The sequence below is a fragment of the Glycomyces sp. NPDC050141 genome (assembly GCF_055586545.1).
In genome coordinates, this window is record NZ_JBVJHZ010000017.1 from 74,725 (window position 1) to 99,142 (window position 24,418).

The 24,418-nt window shown below is 71.0% G+C and carries 16 protein-coding genes; 15 read left to right on the plus strand and 1 reads right to left on the minus strand.

Going from position 1 to position 24,418, the window contains the following annotated elements:
* Nucleotides 1-77 precede the first annotated feature (77 nt).
* Both ACZ60M_RS12610 and ACZ60M_RS12615 read left to right on the plus strand, forming a co-directional pair.
* Nucleotides 78-2,186 (plus strand): alpha-galactosidase, encoded by a 2,109-nt coding sequence (locus ACZ60M_RS12610; protein ID WP_465417569.1) that lies wholly within the window; start codon nt 78-80, stop codon nt 2,184-2,186.
* A 302-nt stretch (nt 2,187-2,488) separates the two neighbouring features.
* A complete protein-coding gene (locus ACZ60M_RS12615; RefSeq protein WP_465417532.1) occupies nt 2,489-4,546 on the plus strand; it encodes a cellulase family glycosylhydrolase in 2,058 nt (685 codons plus the stop codon).
* Nucleotides 4,547-4,710: 164 nt separating this feature from the next.
* Here the strand turns inward: ACZ60M_RS12615 and ACZ60M_RS12620 are convergent, their stop codons facing one another.
* Complete coding sequence (locus ACZ60M_RS12620) at nt 4,711-5,541, minus strand: alpha/beta fold hydrolase (protein ID WP_465417534.1); 831 nt, start codon at nt 5,539-5,541, stop codon at nt 4,711-4,713.
* Nucleotides 5,542-5,612: 71 nt separating this feature from the next.
* On the opposite strand from ACZ60M_RS12620, the gene ACZ60M_RS12625 reads away from it, so the two are divergent.
* The 13 genes from ACZ60M_RS12625 to ACZ60M_RS12685 all read left to right on the plus strand — a co-directional run bounded on the left by ACZ60M_RS12625 (nt 5,613) and on the right by ACZ60M_RS12685 (nt 24,397).
* Complete coding sequence (locus ACZ60M_RS12625) at nt 5,613-6,575, plus strand: GlxA family transcriptional regulator (protein ID WP_465417536.1); 963 nt, start codon at nt 5,613-5,615, stop codon at nt 6,573-6,575.
* Between the two features lie 124 nt (nt 6,576-6,699).
* A complete protein-coding gene (locus tag ACZ60M_RS12630) occupies nt 6,700-7,725 on the plus strand; it encodes a cation diffusion facilitator family transporter (RefSeq protein WP_465417538.1) in 1,026 nt (341 codons plus the stop codon).
* Nucleotides 7,726-7,794: 69 nt separating this feature from the next.
* Entirely contained in the window at nt 7,795-8,145 is a 351-nt protein-coding gene (locus ACZ60M_RS12635) for a zinc ribbon domain-containing protein YjdM (protein ID WP_465417540.1), read from the plus strand.
* 67 nt (nt 8,146-8,212) lie between these two features.
* The gene (locus ACZ60M_RS12640; protein WP_465417542.1) at nt 8,213-8,833 is read left to right on the plus strand and encodes a TetR/AcrR family transcriptional regulator; all 621 of its coding nucleotides are present in this window, start codon (nt 8,213-8,215) and stop codon (nt 8,831-8,833) included.
* Nucleotides 8,830-10,434, plus strand: coding sequence for a CocE/NonD family hydrolase (locus tag ACZ60M_RS12645; RefSeq protein WP_465417544.1), 1,605 nt, complete (start codon nt 8,830-8,832; stop codon nt 10,432-10,434). Before ACZ60M_RS12640 ends, ACZ60M_RS12645 begins: the two co-directional genes overlap by 4 nt.
* A gap of 224 nt (nt 10,435-10,658) precedes the next feature.
* Nucleotides 10,659-13,301, plus strand: a complete 2,643-nt coding sequence (locus tag ACZ60M_RS12650) for an immunoglobulin-like domain-containing protein (protein WP_465417546.1) — start codon at nt 10,659-10,661, stop codon at nt 13,299-13,301.
* 93 nt (nt 13,302-13,394) lie between these two features.
* Entirely contained in the window at nt 13,395-16,823 is a 3,429-nt protein-coding gene (locus ACZ60M_RS12655) for a family 43 glycosylhydrolase (protein WP_465417548.1), read from the plus strand.
* Between the two features lie 109 nt (nt 16,824-16,932).
* A complete protein-coding gene (locus ACZ60M_RS12660) occupies nt 16,933-17,952 on the plus strand; it encodes a LacI family DNA-binding transcriptional regulator (protein ID WP_465417550.1) in 1,020 nt (339 codons plus the stop codon).
* Nucleotides 17,949-19,547, plus strand: a complete 1,599-nt coding sequence (locus ACZ60M_RS12665; protein WP_465417552.1) for a sugar ABC transporter ATP-binding protein — start codon at nt 17,949-17,951, stop codon at nt 19,545-19,547. The genes ACZ60M_RS12660 and ACZ60M_RS12665 overlap by 4 nt, the downstream gene beginning before the upstream one ends.
* Nucleotides 19,548-19,649: 102 nt before the next feature.
* Nucleotides 19,650-20,636 (plus strand): ABC transporter substrate-binding protein, encoded by a 987-nt coding sequence (locus ACZ60M_RS12670; protein ID WP_465417554.1) that lies wholly within the window; start codon nt 19,650-19,652, stop codon nt 20,634-20,636.
* A 100-nt stretch (nt 20,637-20,736) separates the two neighbouring features.
* Complete coding sequence (locus tag ACZ60M_RS12675) at nt 20,737-22,302, plus strand: sugar ABC transporter ATP-binding protein (RefSeq protein ID WP_465417555.1); 1,566 nt, start codon at nt 20,737-20,739, stop codon at nt 22,300-22,302.
* Nucleotides 22,299-23,366 (plus strand): ABC transporter permease, encoded by a 1,068-nt coding sequence (locus ACZ60M_RS12680; protein ID WP_465417557.1) that lies wholly within the window; start codon nt 22,299-22,301, stop codon nt 23,364-23,366. The genes ACZ60M_RS12675 and ACZ60M_RS12680 overlap by 4 nt, the downstream gene beginning before the upstream one ends.
* Nucleotides 23,363-24,397, plus strand: a complete 1,035-nt coding sequence (locus ACZ60M_RS12685; protein ID WP_465417559.1) for an ABC transporter permease — start codon at nt 23,363-23,365, stop codon at nt 24,395-24,397. Before ACZ60M_RS12680 ends, ACZ60M_RS12685 begins: the two co-directional genes overlap by 4 nt.
* Nucleotides 24,398-24,418 lie beyond the last annotated feature (21 nt).

Consider the following 24,418-nt stretch of genomic DNA (forward strand, 5'->3'; position numbering starts at 1 on the left):
TCCGGCAGCACGTCACGGCGCCGGACCGGGCCGCCCCGCACGCCCCCGACGGCCCCGAGAGCGGCGGGAAGACCCGGATGCTCTGGGCCGGAGGCGTGTCCGTGGTCGTGCACCTGCCCGAGCGGGGGCTCCCCGAAGTGCTGCACTGGGGCCGCGACCTCGGCGACCTCAGCCATGGCGACTTCGAGCAGCTGCACCGGGCCCGCGTCCGCCCCGTCTCGCCCAGCGCGCTCGACGCCCCGTGGCCCCTCACCCTCGTGCCAGGCGAGCACGACGGCTGGGAGGGCCGCCCCGGCTTCGCCGCGCACCGCGCCGGACAGGCCCAATATCCTGAGTGGACAGTCGCCGACGAGGGCTTCGAGACCGACGTCGAGACCGGGACGCTCCACGTCCGCGCCGAAGCCCCCGGCCTGCTCCTGCGCAGCGAACTCCACCTCGACGACGCCGGCGTCCTGCGCATCGCGCACGAGATCGCCAACACGTCGGCGACACCGCTGAGCCTCGCCTCGCTCGAAGCGGTCCTGCCGGTCGACGACCGCGCCGCAGAAGCACTCGACTTCACCGGCCGGTGGACCCGCGAGCGCAGCCCGCAGCACGGGCCCCTCTTCCAGGGCAGCCGCGTGCGGGAGACCCGGCGCGGGCGCACCGGCCACGACGCCCCATTCGCGCTCGTCCTCGGCACGCCCGGGTTCGACGCCGCCGCAGGCGAACTCTGGGCGGTCCACCTCGCCTGGAGCGGCGACGCGGTCTACCGCCACGACGCCCTCCCCGAAGCGCGGACCCTCCTCGGCGCGGGACCGCTGCTGCGCCCTGGAGAGATCGAGCTCGCCCCGGGCGAGTCGTTCCGCACCCCCGACGCCGTGTTCGTCTGGAGCGACCGGGGACTCGACGGCCTCGGCGACCGGTTCCACCGCTCGCTGCGCGCCCGGCCCTCGCACCCGCGCGGCCCCCGCCCCGTCGTCCTCAACACCTGGGAGGCCGTCTACTTCGAGCACGACCTCGACCGCCTCGAAGCGCTGGCGCGCACGGCCGCCTCGATCGGCGTCGAGCGGTTCGTGCTCGACGACGGCTGGTTCCCCGCCAGGCGCGACGACCGCGCCGGGCTCGGCGACTGGACCGTCGACCCGGAGGTCTGGCCCGAGGGCCTGCACCCGATCGTGCGCACCGTCCGCTCCCTGGGCATGCAGTTCGGCCTGTGGTTCGAGCCGGAGATGGTCAACCCGGACTCCGATCTCGCACGCGCGCATCCCGAATGGCTGCTCCAGCCCGCTTCGGCCCGCGCCTGGCGCGGCCAGTACGCGCTCGACGTGTCGAACCCGGACGCGTTCGACCACCTCCTCGAATCGATCTCCGCGCTCGTCGCCGAATACGGCCTCGACTACATCAAGTGGGACCAGAACCGCGACCTCATCGAGGCCGTGCACGCCGGGAGGGCGAACGTCCACCGGCACACCGAGGCCGTCTACCGGCTCCTGGACCGGCTGCGGGCCCGGCACCCGTCACTGGAGATCGAGTCGTGCGCCTCCGGCGGCGCCCGCGTCGACCTCGGCATCCTCGAACGGACCGACCGGGTGTGGGCCTCGGACACCAACGACCCGATTGAGCGCCTGGCGATCCAGCGCTGGACCGAGCTGCTGCTGCCCCTCGAACTCATCGGCGCCCACATCGGACCGCCGACCGCCCACACCACCCGCCGGGCGTCGAGCCTGGACTTCCGGATCGCGACGGCGCTGCTCGGCTCCGCGGGCATCGAATGGGACATCACCGCCTGCACCCCGGCCGAACTGGATCTGCTGCGCGGCGGCATCGCCTGCTACCGCCGCCTCCGCGGCCTCCTCCACACCGGCGCCCTCAGTCACCTCGCCACCGGCGACGACGGATTGGCCGCGACCGCCGTCGTCAGCGACGACCGCACCCGCGCGGTGGTGCGCGCCGCCAGGCACACCACCGGCGGCCGCGCGCTCGCCACGGCGCTCCGGGTGCCGGGCCTCGACCCGGACACCAGGTACCGGGTCGCGCCCGTGCCCGAACTGCCGGTGCCGCAAGGACTCGACGAGGTGCCCCCGCCTTGGCTGACGCAAGGCGGCCTGCGCCTGCCCGGCTCGGTGCTCGCCGACGTCGGATTCCAGCTCCCCCTGCTCGCCCCCGGCGAGGCGCTCGTCCTGGAGATCACCGCCCTGCGGTGACGACCGGCAGCGGCCCTTCCTGTCTCACATCGCTTTGTAAGCATCGGGAACCAACCGGTTGCGAACAGACGCCTCCAGCGGCGGTCGCCACCCGCGACCGCCGCTGTTCAGTCTGCGCCGCACACCGATCCCCAGTCGAATGTCCTGAATTGTCGACGCCCAACGTGCCTACTTAGTTTCATGTATTGACAAAGATGAGTGCGGGGGCCTACGGTGCTTCACGGGCCATGGATACGCATCTATCTATGCGCTTAGATTCGTGGCCCTTCATGACAACCCTCCCTCCTGACAGGAGTCCTGCGATGAGTCCATCCACCGCGCACCGGAGACGGCTGCGCCTAGGCGTGCTAGCCGGAGCCGCCGTCGCCGCCCTGACTGCGGGCCTCCTCGGCGCGGTCAGCGCCCAAGCGGCCCAAGGCTGCGAAGTCGACTACGAGGTCACCGGCGAATGGCCGGGCGGCTTCATCGCCGACGTCGAGGTCGCCAACCTCGGCGAGCCGGTCGACGGCTGGAGCCTCGAATGGACCTGGCCCGACGGACAGCGCGTCACGAGCATGTGGAACGCGAAGCACACCGCCGCGGGCGAGACCGCGAAGGCCGAGAGCTACGGCTACAACAAGAAGATCGCCACCGGCGACTCGGCCGCCTTCGGCTTCACCGGCTCCTGGTCCGGCGCGAACACCGACCCGACCGGGTTCCGCCTCAACGGCCGCCTCTGCGACGGCACCACCGGCGAACCCACCGAGACGCCCACGGGCGGACCCTCCGAATGGGACAACGCCACCGAGCAGGTCGCGGCCATGGAGCCGAGCACGAACATCGGCAACACGCTCGACGCGCTGGGCGGCGAGACCGCCTGGGGCAACCCGATGATCACCGAGGAACTGCTCCAGACCTACAAGGCCGAAGGGTACAACTCGATCCGGCTTCCCGTGACCTGGGACGAGTTCACCGGCCCGGGTCCGGACTACACGATCGCGCCCGAGCGCATGGAGCGCGTCGCGCAAGTCGTCGACTGGGCCTTGGCGAACGACCTCCAGGTCATGGTCAACCTCCACCACGACTCGTGGATGTGGCTCGACGAGCTGCCGAACGACCACGACAACGTCATGGCCAAGTTCGAGGCGATGTGGACGCAGATCGCCGAGCGGTTCAAGGACTACCCCGAAGGGCTGTCCTTCGAGAGCAACAACGAGCCGCAGTTCGCGGGCGCCGAAGGCGACGCGGGCGACCCGTACAACGAAGAGCTCAACCGCGCCTTCTACGACATCGTCCGCGGCTCCGGCGGCGGCAACGCCGACCGGCTCCTGGTCCTGCCGACGCTGAACACCAACGCCGCGCAGGAGCGCCTGGACCCGGTCAAGGCCATGATCGACAGCCTTGACGACGACATGGTCGCCGCGACCATCCACTACTACGGGTTCTGGCCGTTCTCCGTGAACATCGCCGGGTTCCCGACCTACGATGCGCAATCCCAGGCGGACCTTGCGGGCTCGTTCCAGCGGACGCACGACACCTTCACGGCGAACGGCATCCCGGTCATCGTGGGCGAGTGGGCGATCCTGAACTACGGCGTGACCGGTCCCGAGGTGGTCGAGTACGGGGAGATGCTGAAGTTCTTCGAGGACCTGCAGTTCCAGGCCCGTGAGTACCACTTCACGACGATGATCTGGGACGCGATCCAGTTCCTCAACCGCAACACCCTGGAGTGGCACGACCAGTACCTCTTCGACCGGATCTCCTCCAGTTGGACGACCCGCTCGGGCTCCACCTCGTTCGACCGGATCTACCTCGAGAAGGCCGGGACGGTCGGCGACGTGACGCAGACGCTGAACCGCAACGGCCTCGAATTCGAGGGCCTGTGGCACGGCGGCACGGAGCTCGCTGAAGGCACCGACTACACGGTCTCGGGCGACACGCTCACCCTCAAGGCCGCCGCCCTGACCCGACTCGCGGGCGACCGCGCCTACGGCACCAACGCCACCGTCGAGGCCCGCTTCTCCGCGGGCGTCCCGTGGCGCATCAACATCATCACCTTCGACCAGCCCGTGCTCTCGGACGCGACCGGGACGAACTCGCTCGTCATCCCGACGCAGTTCAAGGGCGACCACATCGAGCAGATGGAGGCCCACTACGCGGACGGCTCCAACGCCGGCCCCGCCTCCTGGACGCCGTACCAGGAGTCCAACGTGAGCTGGCTGCCGAACTACAGCGGCGGCACGATCACCGTTCCGACCTCGTTCGTCAACGCGATCAGGGACGGCGAGCCCGTCACGATCACGTACCACTTCTGGGGAGGCGACTCGGTCGACTACACGGTCACCAAGAACGGCGCCACTGTGACCGGAACCGCCTCTTAACCACTGCAGCGCTCGCCGAACGCGAAGCGGCCGGGGCCCGGCGGCAGCACGACCTGCCGCCGGGCATCCGCCCGCTCGCGACCAGGGCGTCTTGCCCGACCTCGTCGTCGGCGCGAACTCCCACCCGCGGTCGTCGGTCTGGGCGGCCCCGCGAGGCGCGGTCGCTACTCGGTGAAGCATCCGGCGAGGGCGCGGGCGACCGTGCCGGGTGCGTTCTCGGTCGGGATGTGGCCCGCGCCGGGGATGCGGACGAGCCTCGTGTGCGGGATCTCGGCCGCGAAGCGCTCGGCGTAGGCGATCTTCTGGAAGCCGTCGTCCTCGCCCCAGACCAGCAGCTTCGGCACGGTCGACTGCTCAAGCGCGGGAACGAGTTCGCGGGTGTAGCGGTGGTCGGCCGCGCCCGCCAGGGCCATCCAGGAGCGGCGGACGCGCGCGTCCGTCCACGGTTCCAGGTACTCGGTGATCAGCGCTTCGTCGGCGGCACCGGCCAGCGCGGTCGTCACCGCCTGTCGGCGGGCGGCGAGCAGTTCCTCGGCGGTGATCGCGGCGACGGACTCGGGGTCGCGGAAGCGGGCCACGTTGGACACCGGCCAGGAGTCGTAGGTGACGGAGTTGACCAGGGCCAGTTGCGAAACCGCGAGGCCGCCGCGGACGAGGAGGTGCTGGGCGACGGCGCCGCCGATGTCATGACCGGCGACGCCGACCGGACCGTCGAGCCGCAGCGCGGTGGCGAAGCGGACGACCCAGTCCGCCAGGGCGGGAACGGTGCCCGTGTCCAGGTCGAGTTCGCCGCCCGACCGGCCCAGGCCGGGCAGGTCGACGGCGATGGGCCGCAGGCCCGCTTCGGCGAGGCCGTCCAGGACCGGGAGCCAGACCCGGCTCCAGTAGGTGCCGTGCAGGAGCAGGACGGGCGGGCCGTCCTGCTCCACCGTGAGGAAGCTGGCCGCTTCGCCGTCGACTTTGATTTCGGTCCGGATCACTCGTGTGTCGTTCATGGCGACCACTCTCCCGTGGTTCGGGGTCAGCGCCCAGAGTCTCGAAAGACACCTGCAGGTATATTCCTGCCATGAGGCTCCATCAGGTCACGGCGCTGGTCAACGGTCCGCAGTCGCCCTTCGAACTCGCTTGCGCCGCTGAGGTGTTCGGCACCGAGAAGACCGGTGTCCCCGCCCGGTACCGGTTCGGGACCTGCGCCGAGCGCCCCGGAACGGTGGCGACGACCGCGGGTTTCGCAATGGTCGTAGCGGCGGGCCTGGAGGCGCTCGAGGAGGCGGACACGGTCGTCGTGCCCGGTTGGCAGCCGCACGGCGCTCCGGTCCCGGCGGCGGTGGCCGCCGCGCTGCGGGCCGCCCACGCGCGCGGGGCGCGGATCGTCGCGATCTGCACCGGGGCGTTCGTCCTCGCGGAGGCCGGGCTGCTGGAGGGCCGCCGTGCCGCTACGCATTGGCGCCACGCCGACCGGCTCGCCGCCGCCTACCCTGGGGTGCAAGTCGATCCGGACGTCTTGTTCGTCGACCACGGGGACGTGGCGACCAGCGCGGGCACCGGTGCCGGGATCGACCTGTGCCTGCACCTCGCCAGGTCCGACCACGGGGCCGCGTACGCCGCCGAGATCGCCCGGAACATGGTCCTGCCGCCGCACCGCGAGGGCAGCCAGCTCCAGTACGCGACGGTGCCCGCGCCGTCGCGGGCCGACGAGTCGCTGGCGCCGCTCCTGGCATGGGCCGCGGCCCGGCTCGACTCGCGGCTGACGCTCGACCTCCTGGCCCGGCAGGCCGGGCTGTCGAGCCGGACGCTCGCCCGCCGGTTCACCGAGCAGCTCGGCGTCAGCCCCGGACAGTGGCTGATCGCCCAGCGCCTCGACGCGGCCCGGGTCCTGCTGGAGCAGACCGACCTGCCGGTCGAGTCGGTGGCCGCGCGCGTCGGGCTCGCCTCGGCGGTCAACCTCCGCCGCCGCTTCCGGGACCGCCTGGGCACCACCCCGGGCGCCTACCGCCGCGCGTTCGGCGAAACCGCCCGCACTCCGTAAGCGCCTGCTGCGTGCGGGTGGGCGGCTGTTGCCAAGATCGGGCAAGTGCGGGTGTTTTGCCTGGTAGATCGGCATATAATAAAGGGTTCGCTGCATCGGCAGCGCCGGAGCCGAGGAGACCCGCATGGCCGCCCACCACCACCCGCACCACGTCCACGAGGACGGCCACCATCACGGCCACGGGTGGGTCCACCGCTTGAAGCACGCGGTCGCACCGCACTCCCACGACAGCGCCGACAAGGTCGACCGGGCGATGGAGTCGAGCCGCGAAGGACTGCGGGCGCTGTGGATCTCCCTGGTCGCCCTGGGTGCGACGGCCGCCGCGCAGGCGGTGGTCGTGGTCTTCACCGGCTCGGTCGCGCTGCTGGGCGACACGCTCCACAACGTCGCCGACGCGCTCACGGCGATCCCGCTGGGGATCGCGTTCCTCCTCGGGCGCCGCGCCGCCACCCGCCGCTACACGTACGGGTTCGGCCGCGCCGAGGACCTCGCCGGGATCGTCATCGTGGTCGTCATCGCCGCCTCGGCCGTCGCCGCCGGGGCCGCGGCGATCGACCGGCTCCGCCACCCCCAGGAGGTCGAGCACCTCTGGGCGGTCGCGGCCGCCGGACTGATCGGGTTCATCGGCAACGAGCTGGTGGCCCGCTACCGGATCACCGTGGGCAGGCGGATCGGCTCGGCCGCGCTGGTCGCCGACGGCCTGCACGCGCGCACCGACGGCTTCACCTCCCTCGCGGTCCTGCTCGGCGCCGGAGGGGTCGCCCTCGGATGGGGCTGGGCCGACCCGGTCGTGGGGCTGGCGATCACGGCCATGATCGCCTTGGTGCTCAAGGACGCCGCCCGCCAGATCTACCGGCGCCTGATGGACGCCGTCGACCCCGCCACGGTCGACCGGGCCGAAGCCGTCCTGACGGAGACTCCCGGCGTATCGGGTGTCGGCGCCGTGCGGATGCGCTGGGTCGGCCACCAGCTGCACGCCGAGACCGACATCGCCGTCGACGCCGCCCTGACCGTGGCCGAGGCCCATGCCATCGCCGTCGACGCCGAGCACCGCCTCATCCACGCCGTCCCGCGTCTGACGCGCGCCACCGTCCACACCGACCCCGCCGACCAGCCCGCCGCCCACCAGGCCCTCGCCCACCACCGGTGATGCGAGGCCGCGTTCACTTCGGGTCGTCAGGCCGCGTCACTGACCAGGGCCGCCGTTTACACTGCGCGCATGGACGAGAACCTGCCGCCGTGCCCCGAATGCTCCTGCGAGTACACCTATCCGATGGGGGACCTGGCGGTGTGCCCCGAGTGCGGGCACGAGTGGAACCCGGCCGCGGCGCCCGCTGCCGCCGAGGGGCAGCGGGCGATCAAGGACGCGGTCGGGAACGTCCTGGCCGACGGCGATGACGTCACTGTCGTCAAGGACCTCAAGGTCAAGGGCAGCCCCACCGGTATCAAGTCCGGCACGAAGGTCAAGAACATCCGTCTTGTCGACGGCGTGGACGGGCACGACATCGACTGCAAGGTCCCCGGCATCGGCGCGATGCAGCTCAAGTCCAGCGTCGTCAAGAAGGCCTGACGGCCGCAAGCGGCGGCAAAATTTGACAACACTTGTCATTTAATAAACACGTGTCTACTATCGTGGTATGGACTCCGTACCGCCGACCGCTCCGCAGGCCAAAGACCGCCGAGTGCGCCGCTCCCGCGCAGCCCTCATCGACGCCGCCTACACCCTGGTAGCCGAGCGGGGCACGGCCGCGGTCCCCGTCTCCGACATCACCGAGGCCGCCGGGGTGAGCCGGCAGCTGCTGTACCAGCACTACGGGGACCGCGACACGCTGCTGCTGGAGGCCGCGCTCGATCTGGCCCGCCGCGAGCTCGTCGGACCCTGGTCCGGCCGCGAATCCGAGACCACCGGCCGGGAGCGGGCGCAGATCGCCGCCCGGCACTTCGCCGCCCACCGCGCCTTCTACCGCGCGATGTTCAACAGCCCCAGCGCCTTCGCGCTCAACCAGGCGCTCAGCGGCCTGATCATGGGGGCCAACCGCCAGATGATCGAGGCCCGCCTCCCCGGTCTGGGCGAACGCCGGGCCGAAGACCTGGCCGTGTTCATCACCGGCGGCGGGGCCGCCGTCGTCAACGCCTGGGTGGTCGGCGGCGGGGCCGAACTCGACCCCGAAGCGTTCGCCGAACGCCTCGCCGACCTGTCCGACCTGGTGGCAGCCGCCTTCAGAGGCACCGCCACGAGCAAGGAGACCCACCGATGAAACTGCCCAGCCGCCTCGTCCAGCGACAGCTCAGACTCGACGACCCGCCCACCCGGCGGGTGCTCGTCGAACGGGACCTCCGCGTGCCGATGCGCGACGGCGTCGACCTCCTCGCCGACCGCTGGGCCCCCAAGGACGGCCCCGAAGGGCTGCCGACCGCGCTCATCCGCACGCCGTACGGCCGGGCCGGCATGTTCGGCTCGTTCATGGCCCGCCCGCTGGCCGAACGCGGCTACCAGGTGCTCGTCGAGTCCACCCGCGGCGGATTCGGCTCCGGCGGCGTCATGGACGCGCTGCGCCAGGAGCGCGAGGACGGACTGGACACACTGGACTGGGTCGTCGCGCAGCCGTGGTTCGGCGACGCGATGGTCCTGGTCGGCGTCAGCTACATGGGCTTCGTGCAGTGGGCCGTGGCCGACAGCCTGCCGCCGCAGGTGAAGGCCATGATCCCGCAGGTGACCGAGTCGGCCCTGACCAAGGAGTTCATGCGGCCCGACGGCGTCTCCCTGGAACTGCCCTTCGAATGGGGCGTGCAGATCGCGACCCAGGAGCGCGGTTTCGCGATGCTGCGCCAGAAGTCCCAGGCCAGGAAGACCGCCGCCGCACTGCGGTCCCTGCCCTTGAAGGACGCCGACGTCAAGGCCATCGGCGGGCGCTCGCAGTACATCCAGGACGTGTTCGCGCACGACGGCGACGACCCGTTCTGGGAGCGACTGGACCACCGCCACCGGGTCGCGGCCACCGTCGTCCCCGTCAGCGCCATCGGCGGCTGGTACGACATCTTCCTGCCCGGTCAGCTCCGCGACTTCCGGGTCCTGCAGGACGCGGGCAAGCCCGCCCGGCTCACCGTCGGGCCCTGGACCCACGCCGAGTTCACGAGCATCGGGGTGACCGAGGCCCTCGACTTCGGCCTCGCACACGCGCGAGGCGAGGCGCCCGCCGAGCGGGCCCCGGTGCGCCTGTACGTGATGGGGGAGGAGGCCTGGCGCGACTTCGGCTCCTGGCCGCCCAAGGGCTACGAGCCCCAGCGGTTCCATCTGCGCACGGGCGGAGGACTGTCCACCGAGGCGCCGGAAGCCCCTGGCGCCGACCGGTACCGCTACGACCCGGCCGACCCGACCCCCGCCGCCGGAGGCATCGGCATCAGCCACGCCGGGAGGGTCGACAACGCCGAGCTCGAAGCGAGGGCCGACGTCCTCTCCTACACCACCGACGTCCTGGACGCCGATGCCGAGGTCGTCGGCGAGGTCGCGGCCGAGATCCGTTTCCGCTCCAGCCTGCCCTTCGCCGACGTGTTCGTCCGCCTCTGCGACGTGGACGAGCAGGGCCGCTCGCACAACGTCTGCGACGGCCTGACCAGCGTCACCGGCGCGGACGAGGAGCAGACCGTCGAGGTGCGACTGTGGCCGACCGCGTACCGCTTCAAGCGCGGCCACCGCATCCGCGTGCAGGTCTCCAGCGGCGCGTTCCCGCGCTACGCCCGCAACCACGGCACGGGCGAGCCGCTCGCGACCGCCGTGGAGCTCAAGGCCGCCGACCAGGAGGTCTACTGCGGACCGGAGCACCCCTCGGCACTGATCCTCCCGGTCAGGCCGGACTAGACGCGCGGTCCGGGAAGGAGGCCGTCTCCAGCAGCCCGCTCAAGTTCTACCGCTCCAAGACCGCCATCCCGCCCGCCGGTGCGGTGGCCAGCGTTGTCAGGTAGTTACATGCCTCGTTGTGTTTCGGGTCTTGACCGGGCTGAATTGTTCCCGGTAACATCTGCTGGTCGCGTCAGTCCAACGCGGTCGTGCCGCCGTTGCGGCGAGGATCAAAGGAGATCGGTATGGGTGTTCGGAATGCCCGCGGGAGGGCGCGGCCGCGCGCCGCGCGTGCGCTGTCAGGGGCCCTGGGGCTGGCGGTCGTCGGCGCGATGCTCGCCGGTGCACCGGCGGTCGCGGCGGAGGTTCCGACGGCGGGTCTGCTTGCCTCGTACGACTTCTCGGAGTCCTCGGGCACGGTGCTGCACGACGGTTCCGGTGCGGGACGGGACGCGGCGGTCGTCGGCGGCGAGGACTGGCATGGCGGGTACATGCAGTTCGGCGGGGCCAACCACGTGAAGCTGCCCGACGGCATCCTGCAGGGCAAGGACGCCGCGACCATCGTCATCGAGACGAGCCCCGAGAACCTCACCGGGGCCCAGTTCCTTTGGAACATCGGCGGATCGGGCAACGCCGGGACCGGCCAGTTCTTCATCCAGCCCGTCGCGCCGCGCCTGTCGATCTCGAAGACGAACTGGTCGGGGGAGCAGACGGCGACCGCGACGAGCAAGCTCGCGCTGAACGAGTGGCAGTCGGTCGCGGCGACCATCGCGCGCAACGGCACCGGCACGACCTCGACGCTGCGTCTCTATGTCGACGGTGAACTGTGGGCGGAGAAGACCGACTCCACGGTCAACCTCGCCGACCTCACCGCCCACACCCTCAACTACATCGGGAAGAGCGCCTACACGGCCGACGCGCTCTACCGCGGCAAGGTGTCGTCGTTCCGTGTATACGACACCGCCCTCACTGCAACGCAACTCGGCGACATCGCCGCTGTCGACGCCCCGGCCGCCGCGGCGGAGACCGTGGCCGCCATCGACCTCGACGCCCTCAACGAGCAGGACCTCTCGCAGATCGAAGCGGACCTCGTGCTGCCCTCGGCGGGCGGCGTGAGCTGGTCGGCCGAGCCCGCAGGCGTCATCGCCGCCGACGGCACGGTCACCCAGCCGGTCGCCGACACGGACGTGACCCTCACGGCCACAGCCGATGTGCGCGGGCAGACCGCCTCGCGCACCTTCGCCGTCACGGTGCTGCACGCCCCGAGCGCGGCCGAGCAGGCGCAGAAAGACCTTGCCGCCGTGGCGATTCCCGACGCGGACGACATCCGCAGCAGCATCGCCCTCCCCGAGACCGGCACCCGGTACGGATCGGCGCTCACCTGGTCGACCGACCACCCCGAGATCGTCGCCGTCACCCGCGACGGCGGCATCGCGCCCGGCGTCGTGACCCGGCCTGCCGCCGACACCGCGGTGCTCCTCACCGCGACCGCGACCAACGGCGGCGCTGTCGAGACGCGCGAGATCGAACTCCTCGTCCGCAAGGCCTACGTCATGCCCGAGACGACCGACTACCTCTTCGCGCACTTCACCGGCACCGAAGACAGCCACACCGACGAGCAGATCTACTTCGCCACGAGCCAGGACGGCGCGACCTTCACCGACACGCGCCCCAGCGGCTCCCCGGTGCTCTCGCTCGCCCCCGACGAGGGCGACGGCGGCGTCCGCGACCCGTTCCTCGTGCGCTCCCCCGAAGGCGACCGCTTCTACCTGATCGCCACCGACCTCAGCATCTACCACCGAGGCGGTTGGGGCCCTTCGCAGGCGACGACGACCGGCTCCACGAAGATCGTCGTCTGGGAGTCCGACGACCTGGTGAACTGGAGCGAGCCGCGCCTCACCGAGCTCGCCGGATCGATCCCCGGCGCCGGGATGATGTGGGCGCCCGAGGCGTTCTGGGACGAGGAGACGCAGCAGTACTACGTGTACTGGGCGACCAGGTCCGTCGAGCAGAACACCTTCGGCGACCCCGTGAACATGTACATCGCCACCACCCGCGACTTCGTCACCTTCTCGACGCCGCACGTGTGGATCGACCGGCAGATCTCCATCATCGACACGACCATGTTCAAGGTCGGCGACTGGTACTACCGCGCCTCGGGTGACGGCCAGATCACGATCGAGAAGTCCAAGTCCATCGACGTCCCGCGGATCTCGGCGACCGCCGCGACCACGGGCACCGAGAACGAGTGGGTGCTCGTCGGCACGCTCCAGTCCATCTTCGGCGGCACGACCGAGGCCTGCAGCACCGGCCGCAACTACTCGGGCAACTGCCTCGAAGGCGCGGAGTTCTTCCGCTACAACGAGGACGACCGGACCGCCGCGCAGGAGCTGTACGGCCTCATGACCGACCAGTACGCGACCGGCCGGGGTTACCTGCCGTTCCGCACGACCGACCCGGGCTCGACCGCCGCCGCCGACTGGAGCAAGGCGACCGATGTGGACTTCGGCGTCCTCAAGAAGCGCCACGGCGCGATCCTCCCGATCACGCAGCGCGAGTACGAACGCGTCATGTACCACTACGCCGGAATCGGCGAGGACCCCGACGCGGGCCCCACGCTCGACGCGACCGCCTCGACGCGCTGCGCGGCAGGCAAGGTACTGCTCGTGGCGTCCATGCGCAACGCCGGTGACACCGCCGCCGACATCGTCGTCTCGACGCCCTACGGCACCAAGACGCTTGCGGCCGTAGCGCCCGGGAGCACCGTCTCGGCGGTCTTCACGACGCGCACGGCCTCGATCGGCGCTGGCACGGTCACCGTGACCGGCACCGATGTCAACGGCGAGTCCGAACTCGCAGCGTCGTACGCGGCCGCTTCCTGCAACTGATCGGCACCCGGGGCTCCCGCCGCAGCGGCGGGAGCCCCGTCTCCATAACGACGTCCGCGACCGAGCCGTCGCGATGAGAGGAAGAGGTCGACGATGAGGTCGCAATCGAGAGCGGGCGGGCGCCGAGGCGCCGTGCGCGCGGCGGTGGGCGCGGTCGGGCTGGCGGTAGCGGCGCTCGCGTCGGTCGTCCCCGCCGCAGCCGCGGACCTGCCCACCCCCGCACTCCAGTACACCTTCGACGAGCTGACGGCCGCTTCGTCCGGGACCACGATCCTGAACACCGGCAGCCTCGGCGCGGCACTGAACGCGTCCATGGTGAACAACGGGGCCACCGTCGTCGACGACACGCACGGCGGCAGCGCGCTGCGCTTCCCCGGCGGCGCAGCGGGATCGGCGGCCCCCTACGCCGTCATCCCGAACGGCGCGATCGCCTCCGGCCAGCAGGACGTCACCATCACGGCGCGCGTGCGCTGGGAGAACACCGCCACCGGCTGCCGGTACCCCTTCACCCTCGGCGACTCCTCCACGAAATACCTCTCCTACCTCGCCGGGTGCGGGCGGGCCGAGATGAAGAGCGGCTCCACGGCCGTGACGAAGCAGAACGCGGTACTCCCCGAAGACGACTGGACCGACATCGCGATCGTGCTCGACGGCGGGACCTCGTTCGCGTTCTATATGGACGGTGCCCTCGTCGGCTCCGCCGCCACGGGATACACCGCCTCCAGCATCGCGACCTCAGGCACCTCGGGCTGGCTCTCGAAGTCGCCCTTCACGGTCGACCCGTACTTCGACGGCGCGGTCGACGACCTGACCGTGTGGTCCGAGGCCCTGACCGGGGCGCAGGTGGCATCGGTGTACGACACCTACAGCGGCGCATTCGTGGCGAGCGCCGTCGCAGCGGTCGACCTCGGCGATCTCTCTGCGCTCGTCGCCGATCTCGCGCTCCCGACGAAGAGCGCCGACGGCGAGGTCGCCGTCAGCTGGTCGAGCTCGGCGCCCGCCGCCGTGGGCGACACGGGCGAGGTCAACCGTCTCGACGCGGACACCACAGGCCAGCTCACCGCGACCTTCAAACGCGGCACGGTCACGCAGCACGCGACCTACGAGTTCACGGTCCCGGCCCACCCCGATCCCGCAGGCGCGAACCGGGACGCGGCCGCCGCCGTCGTCCTGCCTTCGGTGCTCGCGTCCGGCGACGCGCTTCCCGCTGCGATCGCCGGGCGCGACATCGCCTGGACCGTCGTCTCCGGCCCCACGAGCATCGTCAACGGCGCCATCGCCTCCGGCCCCGCCGACGGGCTCGCCGACGCGGTACTCCGCGCCACCATCGGCACCGGAGACACTGCGGCCCAGCGCGACATCGGCGTCCGCGTGATCGAGGAGGGCAACGCGACCCTCGCCGCCTACACGACCACCAAGACCACGCGCGGCACCGACGACCCCGAACTGGAGACCTCGGTGCACCTGGCCCTGAGCGGCGACGGTGCCTCGTACACGGCCCTCAACTCCGGCGCCGGTGTCGTGTACGCCGCCGCCGAAGGGCAGAGCGAGTCCGCGAACGGCGTCAAGCGCGGTCTCGCCGACCCGCACGTCTTCCGGCTCGCGGGCGACGACGGATTCGGCGTCATCGCGCGCCGCATCAGCACCGACGGCACGCAGACCGTCGCCGACTCGCGCGGCGCGATCCTCTTCACCACCCCGGACCTCGTGCACTTCACCGAAGCCGGCTTCCTCCCGCTGAGCGACGCGGCCGCGGTGACCCGCGCCGCCGCCGAATGGGACGCCCAGGCCGGGGCCTACCGCATCGTCTGGCGCCAGGCGGACGGCGCGGTGAACGCTGCGACCACAACGGACTGGACGACGCTCACCCCCGCGACCGCCGCCCGCGCCTACGAGGGCCGGCTTTCAACCATCGCAGTCCCCAACGCCGCCAACGCGTCCCTCATCCCGCTCACCGGCGAGGAGGCCTCCGCGCTCGCGCGGCTCCTCGGGCGCGTCGCGAACACCGGCATCGAGAGCCCCGCCATCGAAGTCGCGCAAGGCGGCGAGTTCACCGCGCCCGAGCAGGTCGCCGCGGCGTACTCCGACGGCCAGACCTACGACCTCGGCGTCACGTGGAACGCCGACCAGCTCGCGGCCGTCGACACCTCGACCCCCGGCACCTACACCGTCACGGGCACGCCCCGCTGGCAGCCGCAGGTCTTCCCGCTCGTCTCCGGCCGCGCCGACCCGCACATGCACCGGTACACCGACCCGGCCACCGACGAGCAGACCTGGCTCTTCATCTCCACCGACGAGAACGGCCAGGACGAGCTCTTCGTCCGCGAAGCCTCCACAGTGGAAGGCATCAAGGCCGCCGCCGACAACCGAATCCTCGGCTCGGGCCTCTACGGGAGCGGCGGCCAGCTGTGGGCCCCCGAGTTCCACGAGATCGACGGCGACCTCTACCTCACCTTCGCGGGCAACGTCGCGAGCGGCGGCGACCTGTTCAACATCCAGGCCCACACCATGCGCCTGAAGCCCGGCCAGGACCCGCTCCTCGCCGCGAGCTGGGAGACCCCGCAGCGCGTGCAGGGCACCGACGGCGGCCCCCTCGCCGCCGCGGGCCTGACCCTCACCATCGACATGACGCACATGCGCGCGGGCGACCAGGACTACCTCGTGTGGAACCAGCGCACGAAGTACGACGCGAACGGGCAGCCCTCGACCACCGGCGCCTGGGCCCCGGCGGTCGTCAAGATCGCGAAGGCCGACGTGTCCGCCACGGGCGCATGGCGGATCACCACCGCCCCGGTCATCCTCTCCATCCCGAACCTCGGCTGGGACTACAACACGGCGCCGGTCGACGAAGGGCCGTTCGTCATCCAGCGCGACGGCAGGGTCATGATCACGTTCTCGGGATCGGGCGTCGACGAGACGTACGCCGTCGGGCTCCTCGAAGCCTCAGCCGCATCCGACCTCACCGACCCGGCGTCCTGGAGCAAGCGCAGCTATCCGATCTGGAGCTACGAAGGGCCGATCGCGAACAACTGGGGCCCCGGGCACAACGCCTACGTCCTCGACGGCGACGGCAACCTGCTCAACGTGTTCCACGCCAAGCCGACCGCGACGGGCGCCAGGACGGCCGGGGTGCGGATGGTCTACTTCCGCACCGACGGCACCCCGATCCTCGACATGACCGACGCCGAATGGCTCGCCGAAGCGAACCGCACGGTGACGATGACGGTGACCGTGGCCTTGCCGTCGCTCGCCTTGGAGGCGGTCGCGTCGACGCGCTGTGTGGCAGGGAAGGTCCTCGTCGTCGTCAGCGTCCGCAATGCGGATGACGTGCCCGCCGATGTCGAGGTCACGACCCCGTACGGGTCGAAGAGCGTCACCGGGCTCGCCCCGGGAGGCACGGCCTCCGTCGTGTTCACGACGCGCCAGGCCGCCGTCCCGGCCGGTGAGGCCGCGGTGAGCGGCACCTCGGCCTCAGGGGAGTACGCGGGAGCGGCGGCCTATGGTGCCGGATCATGCGGATGATGTTCCCGTTACCAGCGATCGGTAGGCTGGGAGTGTCGTGCGTCATGGCCGCACGGCGCCCCCACCGCGAAGGACGGACCGATGGAGATGAGCGTTTTGGAGGACGTGCGTGGCGAACACGAGCGCTGACAAGCCGAACATCAGGCAGGTCGCGCTGCTCGCCGGGGTCTCCCACATGACGGTGTCGCGGGTGCTCAACGACTACCCGCACATCAAGGAGGCGACCAGGCGCCGCGTCCTGGAGGTCATCGAGGAGCTCGACTACCGCCCCAACATGGCCGCGCGGGCGCTCGCGACCCAGAAGAGCCAGCGCATCGGCGTCATCGTCGAGAGCGCCGTCGAGTTCGGCCCGACGAGCACGCTCCGCGCGCTGGAGTCCACGGCGCGCGCCGCCGGGTACGCCGTCACCTCGATCGCCCTCGGCGACGGCGACGGGATCTCGCCGCAGGAGGCCGTCGACAACCTCACGACGCAGGGCGTCGACGCGCTGTGCGTGGTCGCGCCGCGCTCGTCGTCGATCGCGGCCCTGCGCAAGATCTCGATCGGCGTCCCCGTCTTGGTCGTCAAGCCCGACAAGGACCCGACGTTCCTCAGCGTCTCGCTCGACCAGAAGGAGGGGACGACGCTCGCCGTCGACCACCTCGTCTCGCTCGGGCACCGCGACATCCTGCACCTGGCCGGGCCCCTGGACTGGCTCGACGCGCGGGCCCGCGAGCGCGCGTTCCACTCGCGCGCCAAGTCCTGGGGCGTGCGGGAGCGGCCGATCGTGGTGGGCGACTGGAGCGCCGACTTCGCCTACGACTTCGCGCGCGGCATCCAGGAGATGCCCGACTACACGGCGGTGTTCGCCGCGAACGACGACATGGCGGTGGGGCTCGTCCACGGCCTGTACGAGCGCGGGTTCTCCGTGCCGGGCGACATCAGCGTGGTCGGGTTCGACGACGTGCCGCTGGCCGCGCACGTGCTGCCGCCGCTCACCACGGTGCGGCAGAACTTCCGCGCGCTGGGCACCGCTATCGTGGACCTGCTGCGTGCCGCCATCGAGGAGCGCGAGATCCCGCGCGTGACGAGGATTCCGGCCGAGCTGCTGGTGCGGTCCTCGACCGCGGCTCCGAGGGGGGCGTCATGAACATTCCCGTGGTGGCGATGTCGGCGATCACCGTGGAGTTCTCCGGCGTGCGCGTGCTCGACGGCGTGGACCTGGCGCTGTACCCGGGCGAGGTCCACGCGCTCATGGGGGAGAACGGCGCCGGGAAGTCGACGCTGATCGGCGCTTTGACGGGGACTGTCCCGATCCTCTCGGGCGAGGTGCGCATCGAGGGCGAGGAGCGGATGCCCGCTGGTGTGGCGCGCAGCCGCGCCGAGGGCATCGCGACGGTGTTCCAGGAGACGCACCTGAGCCCGCACCTGACGGTGGCCGAGAACGTGATGATCGGCAACGAGGTGCGCGGGAGGTTCGGCATCGACTGGAAGTCGAACCGGGCCCGCGCCGCCGAGGTGCTGGCGCGGCTGGGGCTCGACGACCTCGACCCGCGCAGTCCGCTGTCGGCGCTGTCGCCCGCGGTGAAGCAGCTGGTGGCGGTGGCCAGGGCGCTCGTGTTGGAGCCGCGCGTGCTCGTCCTCGACGAGCCGACGTCGAGCCTCGACGCGGCCGAGGTGCACACGCTCCTGCGGGTGGTGCGGGGCCTGCGCGACCGCGGGGTCGCGATCCTCTTCGTCTCGCACTTCATCGAGCAGGTCTTCGACGTGGCCGACCGGATGACGGTGCTGCGGGGCGGCCGCTTCGTGGGGGAGTACCTGTCGGGCGACCTCGACCGCGCCGAGCTCATCTCGAAGATGATCGGCGAGGACATCGAGGCGCTGAAGGCGCTGCGGTCGGAGCGGCTGGCGCACCACTACTCGGCCTCGGGCGAGCCGACGCTGAAGGCCTCGGCGCTGGGGCGGCGCGGGACGCTGGACCCGACGGACATCGAGCTCTCGGGCGGCGAGGTCGTGGGCTTCGCGGGGCTGAACGGCTCGGGCCGGACCGAGCTGGCGCGGCTCATGGGCGGCGCCGAGCGGGCCGACAGCGGCGAGATCTGGATGGACGGCGCCCGCGTGCAGCTGCGCAGCCCGGGGGCGGCGCTCCACCGGCGGATCGCGCTGTCGACCGAGAACCTCCGCGAGGAGGGGGTCATCCGCGGGCTCACGGCCCGGGAGAACATCGTGCTCGCCCTGCAGGCGATGCGCGGGTGGTCGCGGCCGCTCTCGCGCGGCGAGCAGTCGGCGCTGATCGAGACGTACCTGGACGCGCTCCATATCGACGCGGGCGATATCGACCGCCCGGTGGAGGAGCTGTCGGGCGGGACGCAGCAGAAGATCCTGCTCGCGCGCCTCTTGGCGACGCGCCCGCACGTGCTCATCCTGGACGAGCCGACGCGCGGGATCGACATCGGCGCGAAGCTCGACATCCAGCGGCGCGTGGCGCGGCTGGCTGGCGAAGGGGTCGCGGTCGTGTTCATCTCCTCGCAGCTGGAGGAGGTCGTGCGGCTGAGCGACCGGATCGTGGTGCTCAAGGACCGCGAGAAGATCGGCGAGCTCAGCAACGGTCCCGGCGTCACCGTCGACACGATCGTGGAGATGATCGCGGCGGACCTGGACGGGGAGTCCGAGGAGTTATTCGGTCACGATTGTGACACGGGCCTTGCTTCCGTGAAACAGTTCACGCTAAATTGTTCCCGGTAACAAGAATCCGGAACGCACCCCTGCTCCACTGCGATCGGCAGCGGACCCCGCGGTCCGGACCGCCGGGCGGTCCTTGCGTCCGGCATCTCAAGGAGGAGAACCATGTCTGCAAAGCAGCGCCTTGCCCAGGCGATCGGAATGACGGCCGTCGGCACCCTCGCGCTCGGCCTCGCCGCCTGCGGCGGCGGCGGCGAGTCTGAAGACGACGGCGTGACCACCATCGGCTTCGTCGCGGTCGGCCCCGAGGGCGCCTGGCGCGAAGCGAACGAGACCAACATCCAGGACACCTTCACCGAGGAAGCGGGCTACGAGCTCAAGTACGCCCCCGCGACCAACCTCGACCAGAAGTCGCAGATCGACGCGTTCACGTCGTTCGTCGACGAAGGCGTCGACGTCATCCTGCTCTCGGCCACCGAGGCCACCGGCTGGGAGGACTCGCTCAAGCGCGCGCAGGAGGCGGAGATCCCCGTGATCCTCCTCGACCGCGGCATCGAGCCCAACGACACCGACCTCTACGTCACCCGCATCGCCCCCGACAACATCGAGGTCTCCACGGCCGTCGCCGACTGGGCCGTCTCGGCGTTCCCGGACGGCGCGAACTACTTCGTGCTCGAGGGCCCCGCGGGCGTCTCGGTCGTGAACGAGCGCAACGAGGGCTTCGACGCCGTCGCCGGCGCCCAGCCGAGCCTGGTCAAGGTCGGCGCGCAGACCGCGAACTGGTCGACTGAAGAGGCCAAGGGCGTCGTCGAGACCGTCCTGAAGTCCAACAACAACGACGTGCAGTTCATCTTCGCCCAGAACGACGAGATGGGCCTCGGCGCCGTCCAGGCCGTCCAGGAGGCCGGCCTGACCCCCGGCGTGGACGTCAAGATCGCCACGATCGACGGCACCAAGAACGCCCTGACCGCGCTCGCCGCGGGCGAGCTGAGCTTCGTCGCCGAGTACAACCCGCTCTTCGGCGAGACCGCCCTCGAGGTCGTCGAGAAGGTCCTCGCCGGTGACGAGGTCGAGTCCAGCATCGTCGTGCCGAGCGCGACCTTCGACTCGCCCGAGGCGGCCGAGACCGCGCTTCCCGACCGCAAGTTCTAATCCGGAGCGGCATTCCCCCCTTGGTGCGGGGTCCCTCCGGGGGCCCCGCACCAGACCACCCCCCGCGGCGCGGCCGCGGCGACAGCATGTGGAGCACGCGATGTCAGAATCGCTTCCGATCGTCGAGATGGCCGGCATCTCGATCTCGTTCCCCGGCGTGAAAGCACTCGACGAGGTGGGCCTCAGGCTCTTCCCCGGCGAGGTGCACACCCTCATGGGCGAGAACGGCGCCGGGAAGTCGACGCTCATCAAGGCGCTCACCGGCGTCTACAAGATCGACGAGGGCGAGATCCGGATCGCGGGCGAGCCGCGGCGCCTCGGCGGGACGGCCGACGCCCAGCACGCGGGCATCTCCACCGTGTACCAAGAGGTCAACCTCTGCACCAACCTCACCATCGGCGAGAACGTCATGCTCGGCCACGAGGTCAGGGGCGTCTCGGGCATCAACTGGCGCGCGACCCACCGGGCGGCGGGCGAGACCCTGAAGAAGCTCGGGCTCGGCCACCTCAACCCGAAGCAGCCGCTCTCGACGCTGCCGCTGGCCATCCAGCAGCTCGTCGCGATCAGCCGCTCCATGGTGGCGCAGTGCAAGGTGCTCATCCTCGACGAGCCGACCTCCAGCCTCGACGCCAACGAGGTCGAGCAGCTCTTCACCGTCATCCGGAGCCTGCGCGACCAGGGCGTCGCCATCCTCTTCGTCTCGCACTTCCTCGACCAGGTGTACGCGATCAGCGACCGCCTCACCGTGCTGCGCAACGGCCGGTTCGAAGGCGAGTACCCCATCGGCGAGATCGACCGGGCCCAGCTCATCTCCAAGATGATCGGCAAGGACATCGCGACGCTCAAGTCCCTCGACGCGAAGGCCTCCCGCCGCGTCCGCTCCGACGACGCGCCGCTGTACGCGGCGAAGGGCATCGGCCGCAAGGGCGCCATCGACCCCACTGACATCGAGCTCCACCGCGGCGAGGTCGTCGGCCTCGCGGGCCTCCTCGGCTCCGGCCGCACCGAGCTCGCGCGCCTCATCTACGGCGCCGACCGCCCCGACACGGGCGACGTGACCCTGGACGGCGAGAAGGCCGAGATCTCCACGCCGGCGAAGGCGCTCGCCCGGCGCATCGCCTTCTCCAGCGAGAACCGCCGGGACGAGGGCATCATCCGCGACCTCAGCGTCCGCGAGAACCTGGTCCTGGCCGTGCAGGCCCGCCGCGGCTGGGCCCGCCCCCTGCCGCGCCGCGAGCAGGACGCCATCGTCGAGAAGTACGTCTCGGCGCTCGGCGTGCGCCCCGCCGACCCCGAGCGGCCCATCCGCCTGCTCTCGGGCGGCAACCAGCAGAAGGTCCTCCTCGGCCGCTGGCTCGCGACCGAACCCGACCTCCTCATCCTCGACGAGCCCACGCGCGGCATCGACGTCGGTGCGAAGGCCGAGATCCAGGAGTACGTCGCAGGCCTCGCCGACGACGGCCTCTCGGTACTCTTCATCTCCTCCGAGATCGAGGAGGTCGTCCGCCAGAGCGACCGCATCATCGTCCTCAAGGACCACCGCAAGATCGCCGAACTCGAAGGCGGGCAAGGCGTGTCCGCCGATTCCATCGTCACAGTCATCGCCGAGGACGGCCTCGGCGACGCAAGCGCGGACGCTGCGGTCCGCGAGGAGGTCACCACATGAGCGCGAACGCGCACGGCCCGTCCGAGGCGCTGAAAGGCCTCGTCCGGCGCCAGTACTTCTGGGGCATCGTGGCCATCGCGCTGCTGCTCCTCGTCAACCTGGTCAAGGACCCCGGCTACCTGGCGGTCTCCATCGGCCCCTCCGGCAACCTCGCGGGCAACGTCATCGACATCCTGCGCGCCGCCGCGCCCATCATCCTCATCGCCGTCGGCATGTGCCTCGTCGTCTCCACCGGCGGCATCGACCTCTCGGTCGGGTCCGTCATGGCCGTCGCCGGGGCCGTGTCGATGGAGTTCCTCAACGGCGCCCCCGACACGCCCGGCTCCGGCCTCGCCGCGATCGGGCTCGTCATCATCGTGAGCGCGGCCCTCGGCGCCGTCAACGGCGTCCTCGTCTCGGTCGTCGGACTCCAGCCCTTCATCAGCACGCTCGTGATCATGCTCGCCGGGCGCGGCCTCGCGAAGGTCATCACCGGCGGGCAGAACACCACCGCCGTGAACGAGACGTTCCGGTGGATCGCCAACGGCTACGTCCTCGGCCTCCCCGTCGTGTTCCTCCTCGCCCTGCTCCTCGCCCTCGCCATGGGCCTCCTCGTGCGGCGCAGCGCCCTCGGGCTCATGCTCGAGGCGATCGGCATGGACGCCAAGGCCGCCCGGCTCGCGGGCGTCAACCGCCGCGCGCTCCTGTTCACCGTCTACATCCTCAGCGGCGTCCTCGCCGGGTTCGCGGGCGTGTTCGCGACGGCGAGCGTCATGACCGTCGACGTCTCCCGCACCGGCTACCAGCTCGAACTCGACGCGATCCTCGCCGTCGTCATCGGCGGTACCTCGCTCGCGGGCGGCAAGTTCAACATCACCGGCGCCGTCGTCGGAGCAATCCTCATCGCGACCCTCGACAAGACCGTCGTCTTCCTCGGCATCTCGTCGTCGGCGACGCCCGCATTCAAAGCCGTAGTCATCGTCGTGCTCTGCCTCCTGCAGTCGGAGCGGGTGCGGCGCATGTTCCGTCAGCGCCGCGCGGCACGCCCCGCCCGCCCGGCCGAGCGAGAGGTCGTCGCCGCATGAGCGCGCTCACCCACAACCCCGCGACCCGGCCCACCGGCGTCCGCGCCCTCGCCAAACGCCTGTCGCTGCACCTCGACACGCTGCCCACCGCGGCCGCCGTCGTCATCTTCATCGGCATGATCATCTACGGCGAGGCCGCGTACGGGCGGATCGTGCAGTTCAACACCCTGTCGAACCTGCTCATCAACAACGCGCACTTGATCATCCTCGCCGTGGGCCTCACCTTCGTGATCCTCACCGGCGGCATCGACCTCTCGGTCGGCGCGGTCATCGCCTTCAGCAGCGTCGCGGGCGTCATGCTCGTCAACGCGGGCTGGAACCCCTGGCTCGCCATGGCGCTCATGGTCCTCATCGGCACCGCGTTCGGCACCGTCTCGGGCATCCTCGTCCAGTACTTCCACGTGCAGCCGTTCATCGCGACCCTCGCCATGATGTTCCTGGGACGCGGCCTCGCCTCGATCCTCAGCACCGTGCCCGAACGCCTCGCCGACGACTCGCCGCTGCGCTCCCTCGGCACCCAGATCGAGATCTACGACGGACCGAAAGTCGACGACATCGTCATCACGCCCGGCGTGATCATCGCCGTCGCCGTGGTCGCGCTGGCGTTCTTCGTCCTCCACCGCACCCGCACCGGCCGCACCGTCTACGCGATCGGCGGCTCCGAGCAGTCCGCGGCCCTCATGGGCCTGCCCGTCGCGGCCACGAAGATGTGGGTCTACATCATCAGCGGCACCCTCTCGGGCCTCGCCGCGGTCGTCTACACCGCCCGCCTCGGCAGCGCCCAGAACATCACCGGTATCGGCTGGGAGCTCGACGCCATCGCCGCCACCGTCATCGGCGGCACCCTCCTCACCGGCGGCGCCGGGTTCGTCCTCGGCTCGGTCGTCGGCGCCCTCGTGCTCGGCCTCATGAACGTCCTCATCACCCGCGACGGCGGCATCCCGCCCGAGGCGACCACCATCATCACCGGAGGCATCCTCCTGGTGTTCGTGCTGCTCCAGCGCGCCGTCCTCGCCCGACGCCGCGAATAGCGGCACCCGCCGACGCCTCAC

Excerpts from the sequence above, each read along its gene's own strand:
- ACZ60M_RS12610 (WP_465417569.1), top strand. The coding sequence starts at position 78 with ATGCTCTGGGCCGGAGGCGTGTCCGTGGTCGTGCACCTGCCCGAGCGG.
- ACZ60M_RS12615 (WP_465417532.1), top strand. The coding sequence starts at position 2,489 with ATGAGTCCATCCACCGCGCACCGGAGACGGCTGCGCCTAGGCGTGCTA.
- ACZ60M_RS12620 (WP_465417534.1), bottom strand. The coding sequence starts at position 5,541 with ATGAACGACACACGAGTGATCCGGACCGAAATCAAAGTCGACGGCGAA.
- ACZ60M_RS12625 (WP_465417536.1), top strand. The coding sequence starts at position 5,613 with ATGAGGCTCCATCAGGTCACGGCGCTGGTCAACGGTCCGCAGTCGCCC.
- ACZ60M_RS12630 (WP_465417538.1), top strand. The coding sequence starts at position 6,700 with ATGGCCGCCCACCACCACCCGCACCACGTCCACGAGGACGGCCACCAT.
- ACZ60M_RS12635 (WP_465417540.1), top strand. The coding sequence starts at position 7,795 with ATGGACGAGAACCTGCCGCCGTGCCCCGAATGCTCCTGCGAGTACACC.
- ACZ60M_RS12640 (WP_465417542.1), top strand. The coding sequence starts at position 8,213 with ATGGACTCCGTACCGCCGACCGCTCCGCAGGCCAAAGACCGCCGAGTG.
- ACZ60M_RS12645 (WP_465417544.1), top strand. The coding sequence starts at position 8,830 with ATGAAACTGCCCAGCCGCCTCGTCCAGCGACAGCTCAGACTCGACGAC.
- ACZ60M_RS12650 (WP_465417546.1), top strand. The coding sequence starts at position 10,659 with ATGGGTGTTCGGAATGCCCGCGGGAGGGCGCGGCCGCGCGCCGCGCGT.
- ACZ60M_RS12655 (WP_465417548.1), top strand. The coding sequence starts at position 13,395 with ATGAGGTCGCAATCGAGAGCGGGCGGGCGCCGAGGCGCCGTGCGCGCG.
- ACZ60M_RS12665 (WP_465417552.1), top strand. The coding sequence starts at position 17,949 with ATGAACATTCCCGTGGTGGCGATGTCGGCGATCACCGTGGAGTTCTCC.
- ACZ60M_RS12670 (WP_465417554.1), top strand. The coding sequence starts at position 19,650 with ATGTCTGCAAAGCAGCGCCTTGCCCAGGCGATCGGAATGACGGCCGTC.
- ACZ60M_RS12675 (WP_465417555.1), top strand. The coding sequence starts at position 20,737 with ATGTCAGAATCGCTTCCGATCGTCGAGATGGCCGGCATCTCGATCTCG.
- ACZ60M_RS12680 (WP_465417557.1), top strand. The coding sequence starts at position 22,299 with ATGAGCGCGAACGCGCACGGCCCGTCCGAGGCGCTGAAAGGCCTCGTC.
- ACZ60M_RS12685 (WP_465417559.1), top strand. The coding sequence starts at position 23,363 with ATGAGCGCGCTCACCCACAACCCCGCGACCCGGCCCACCGGCGTCCGC.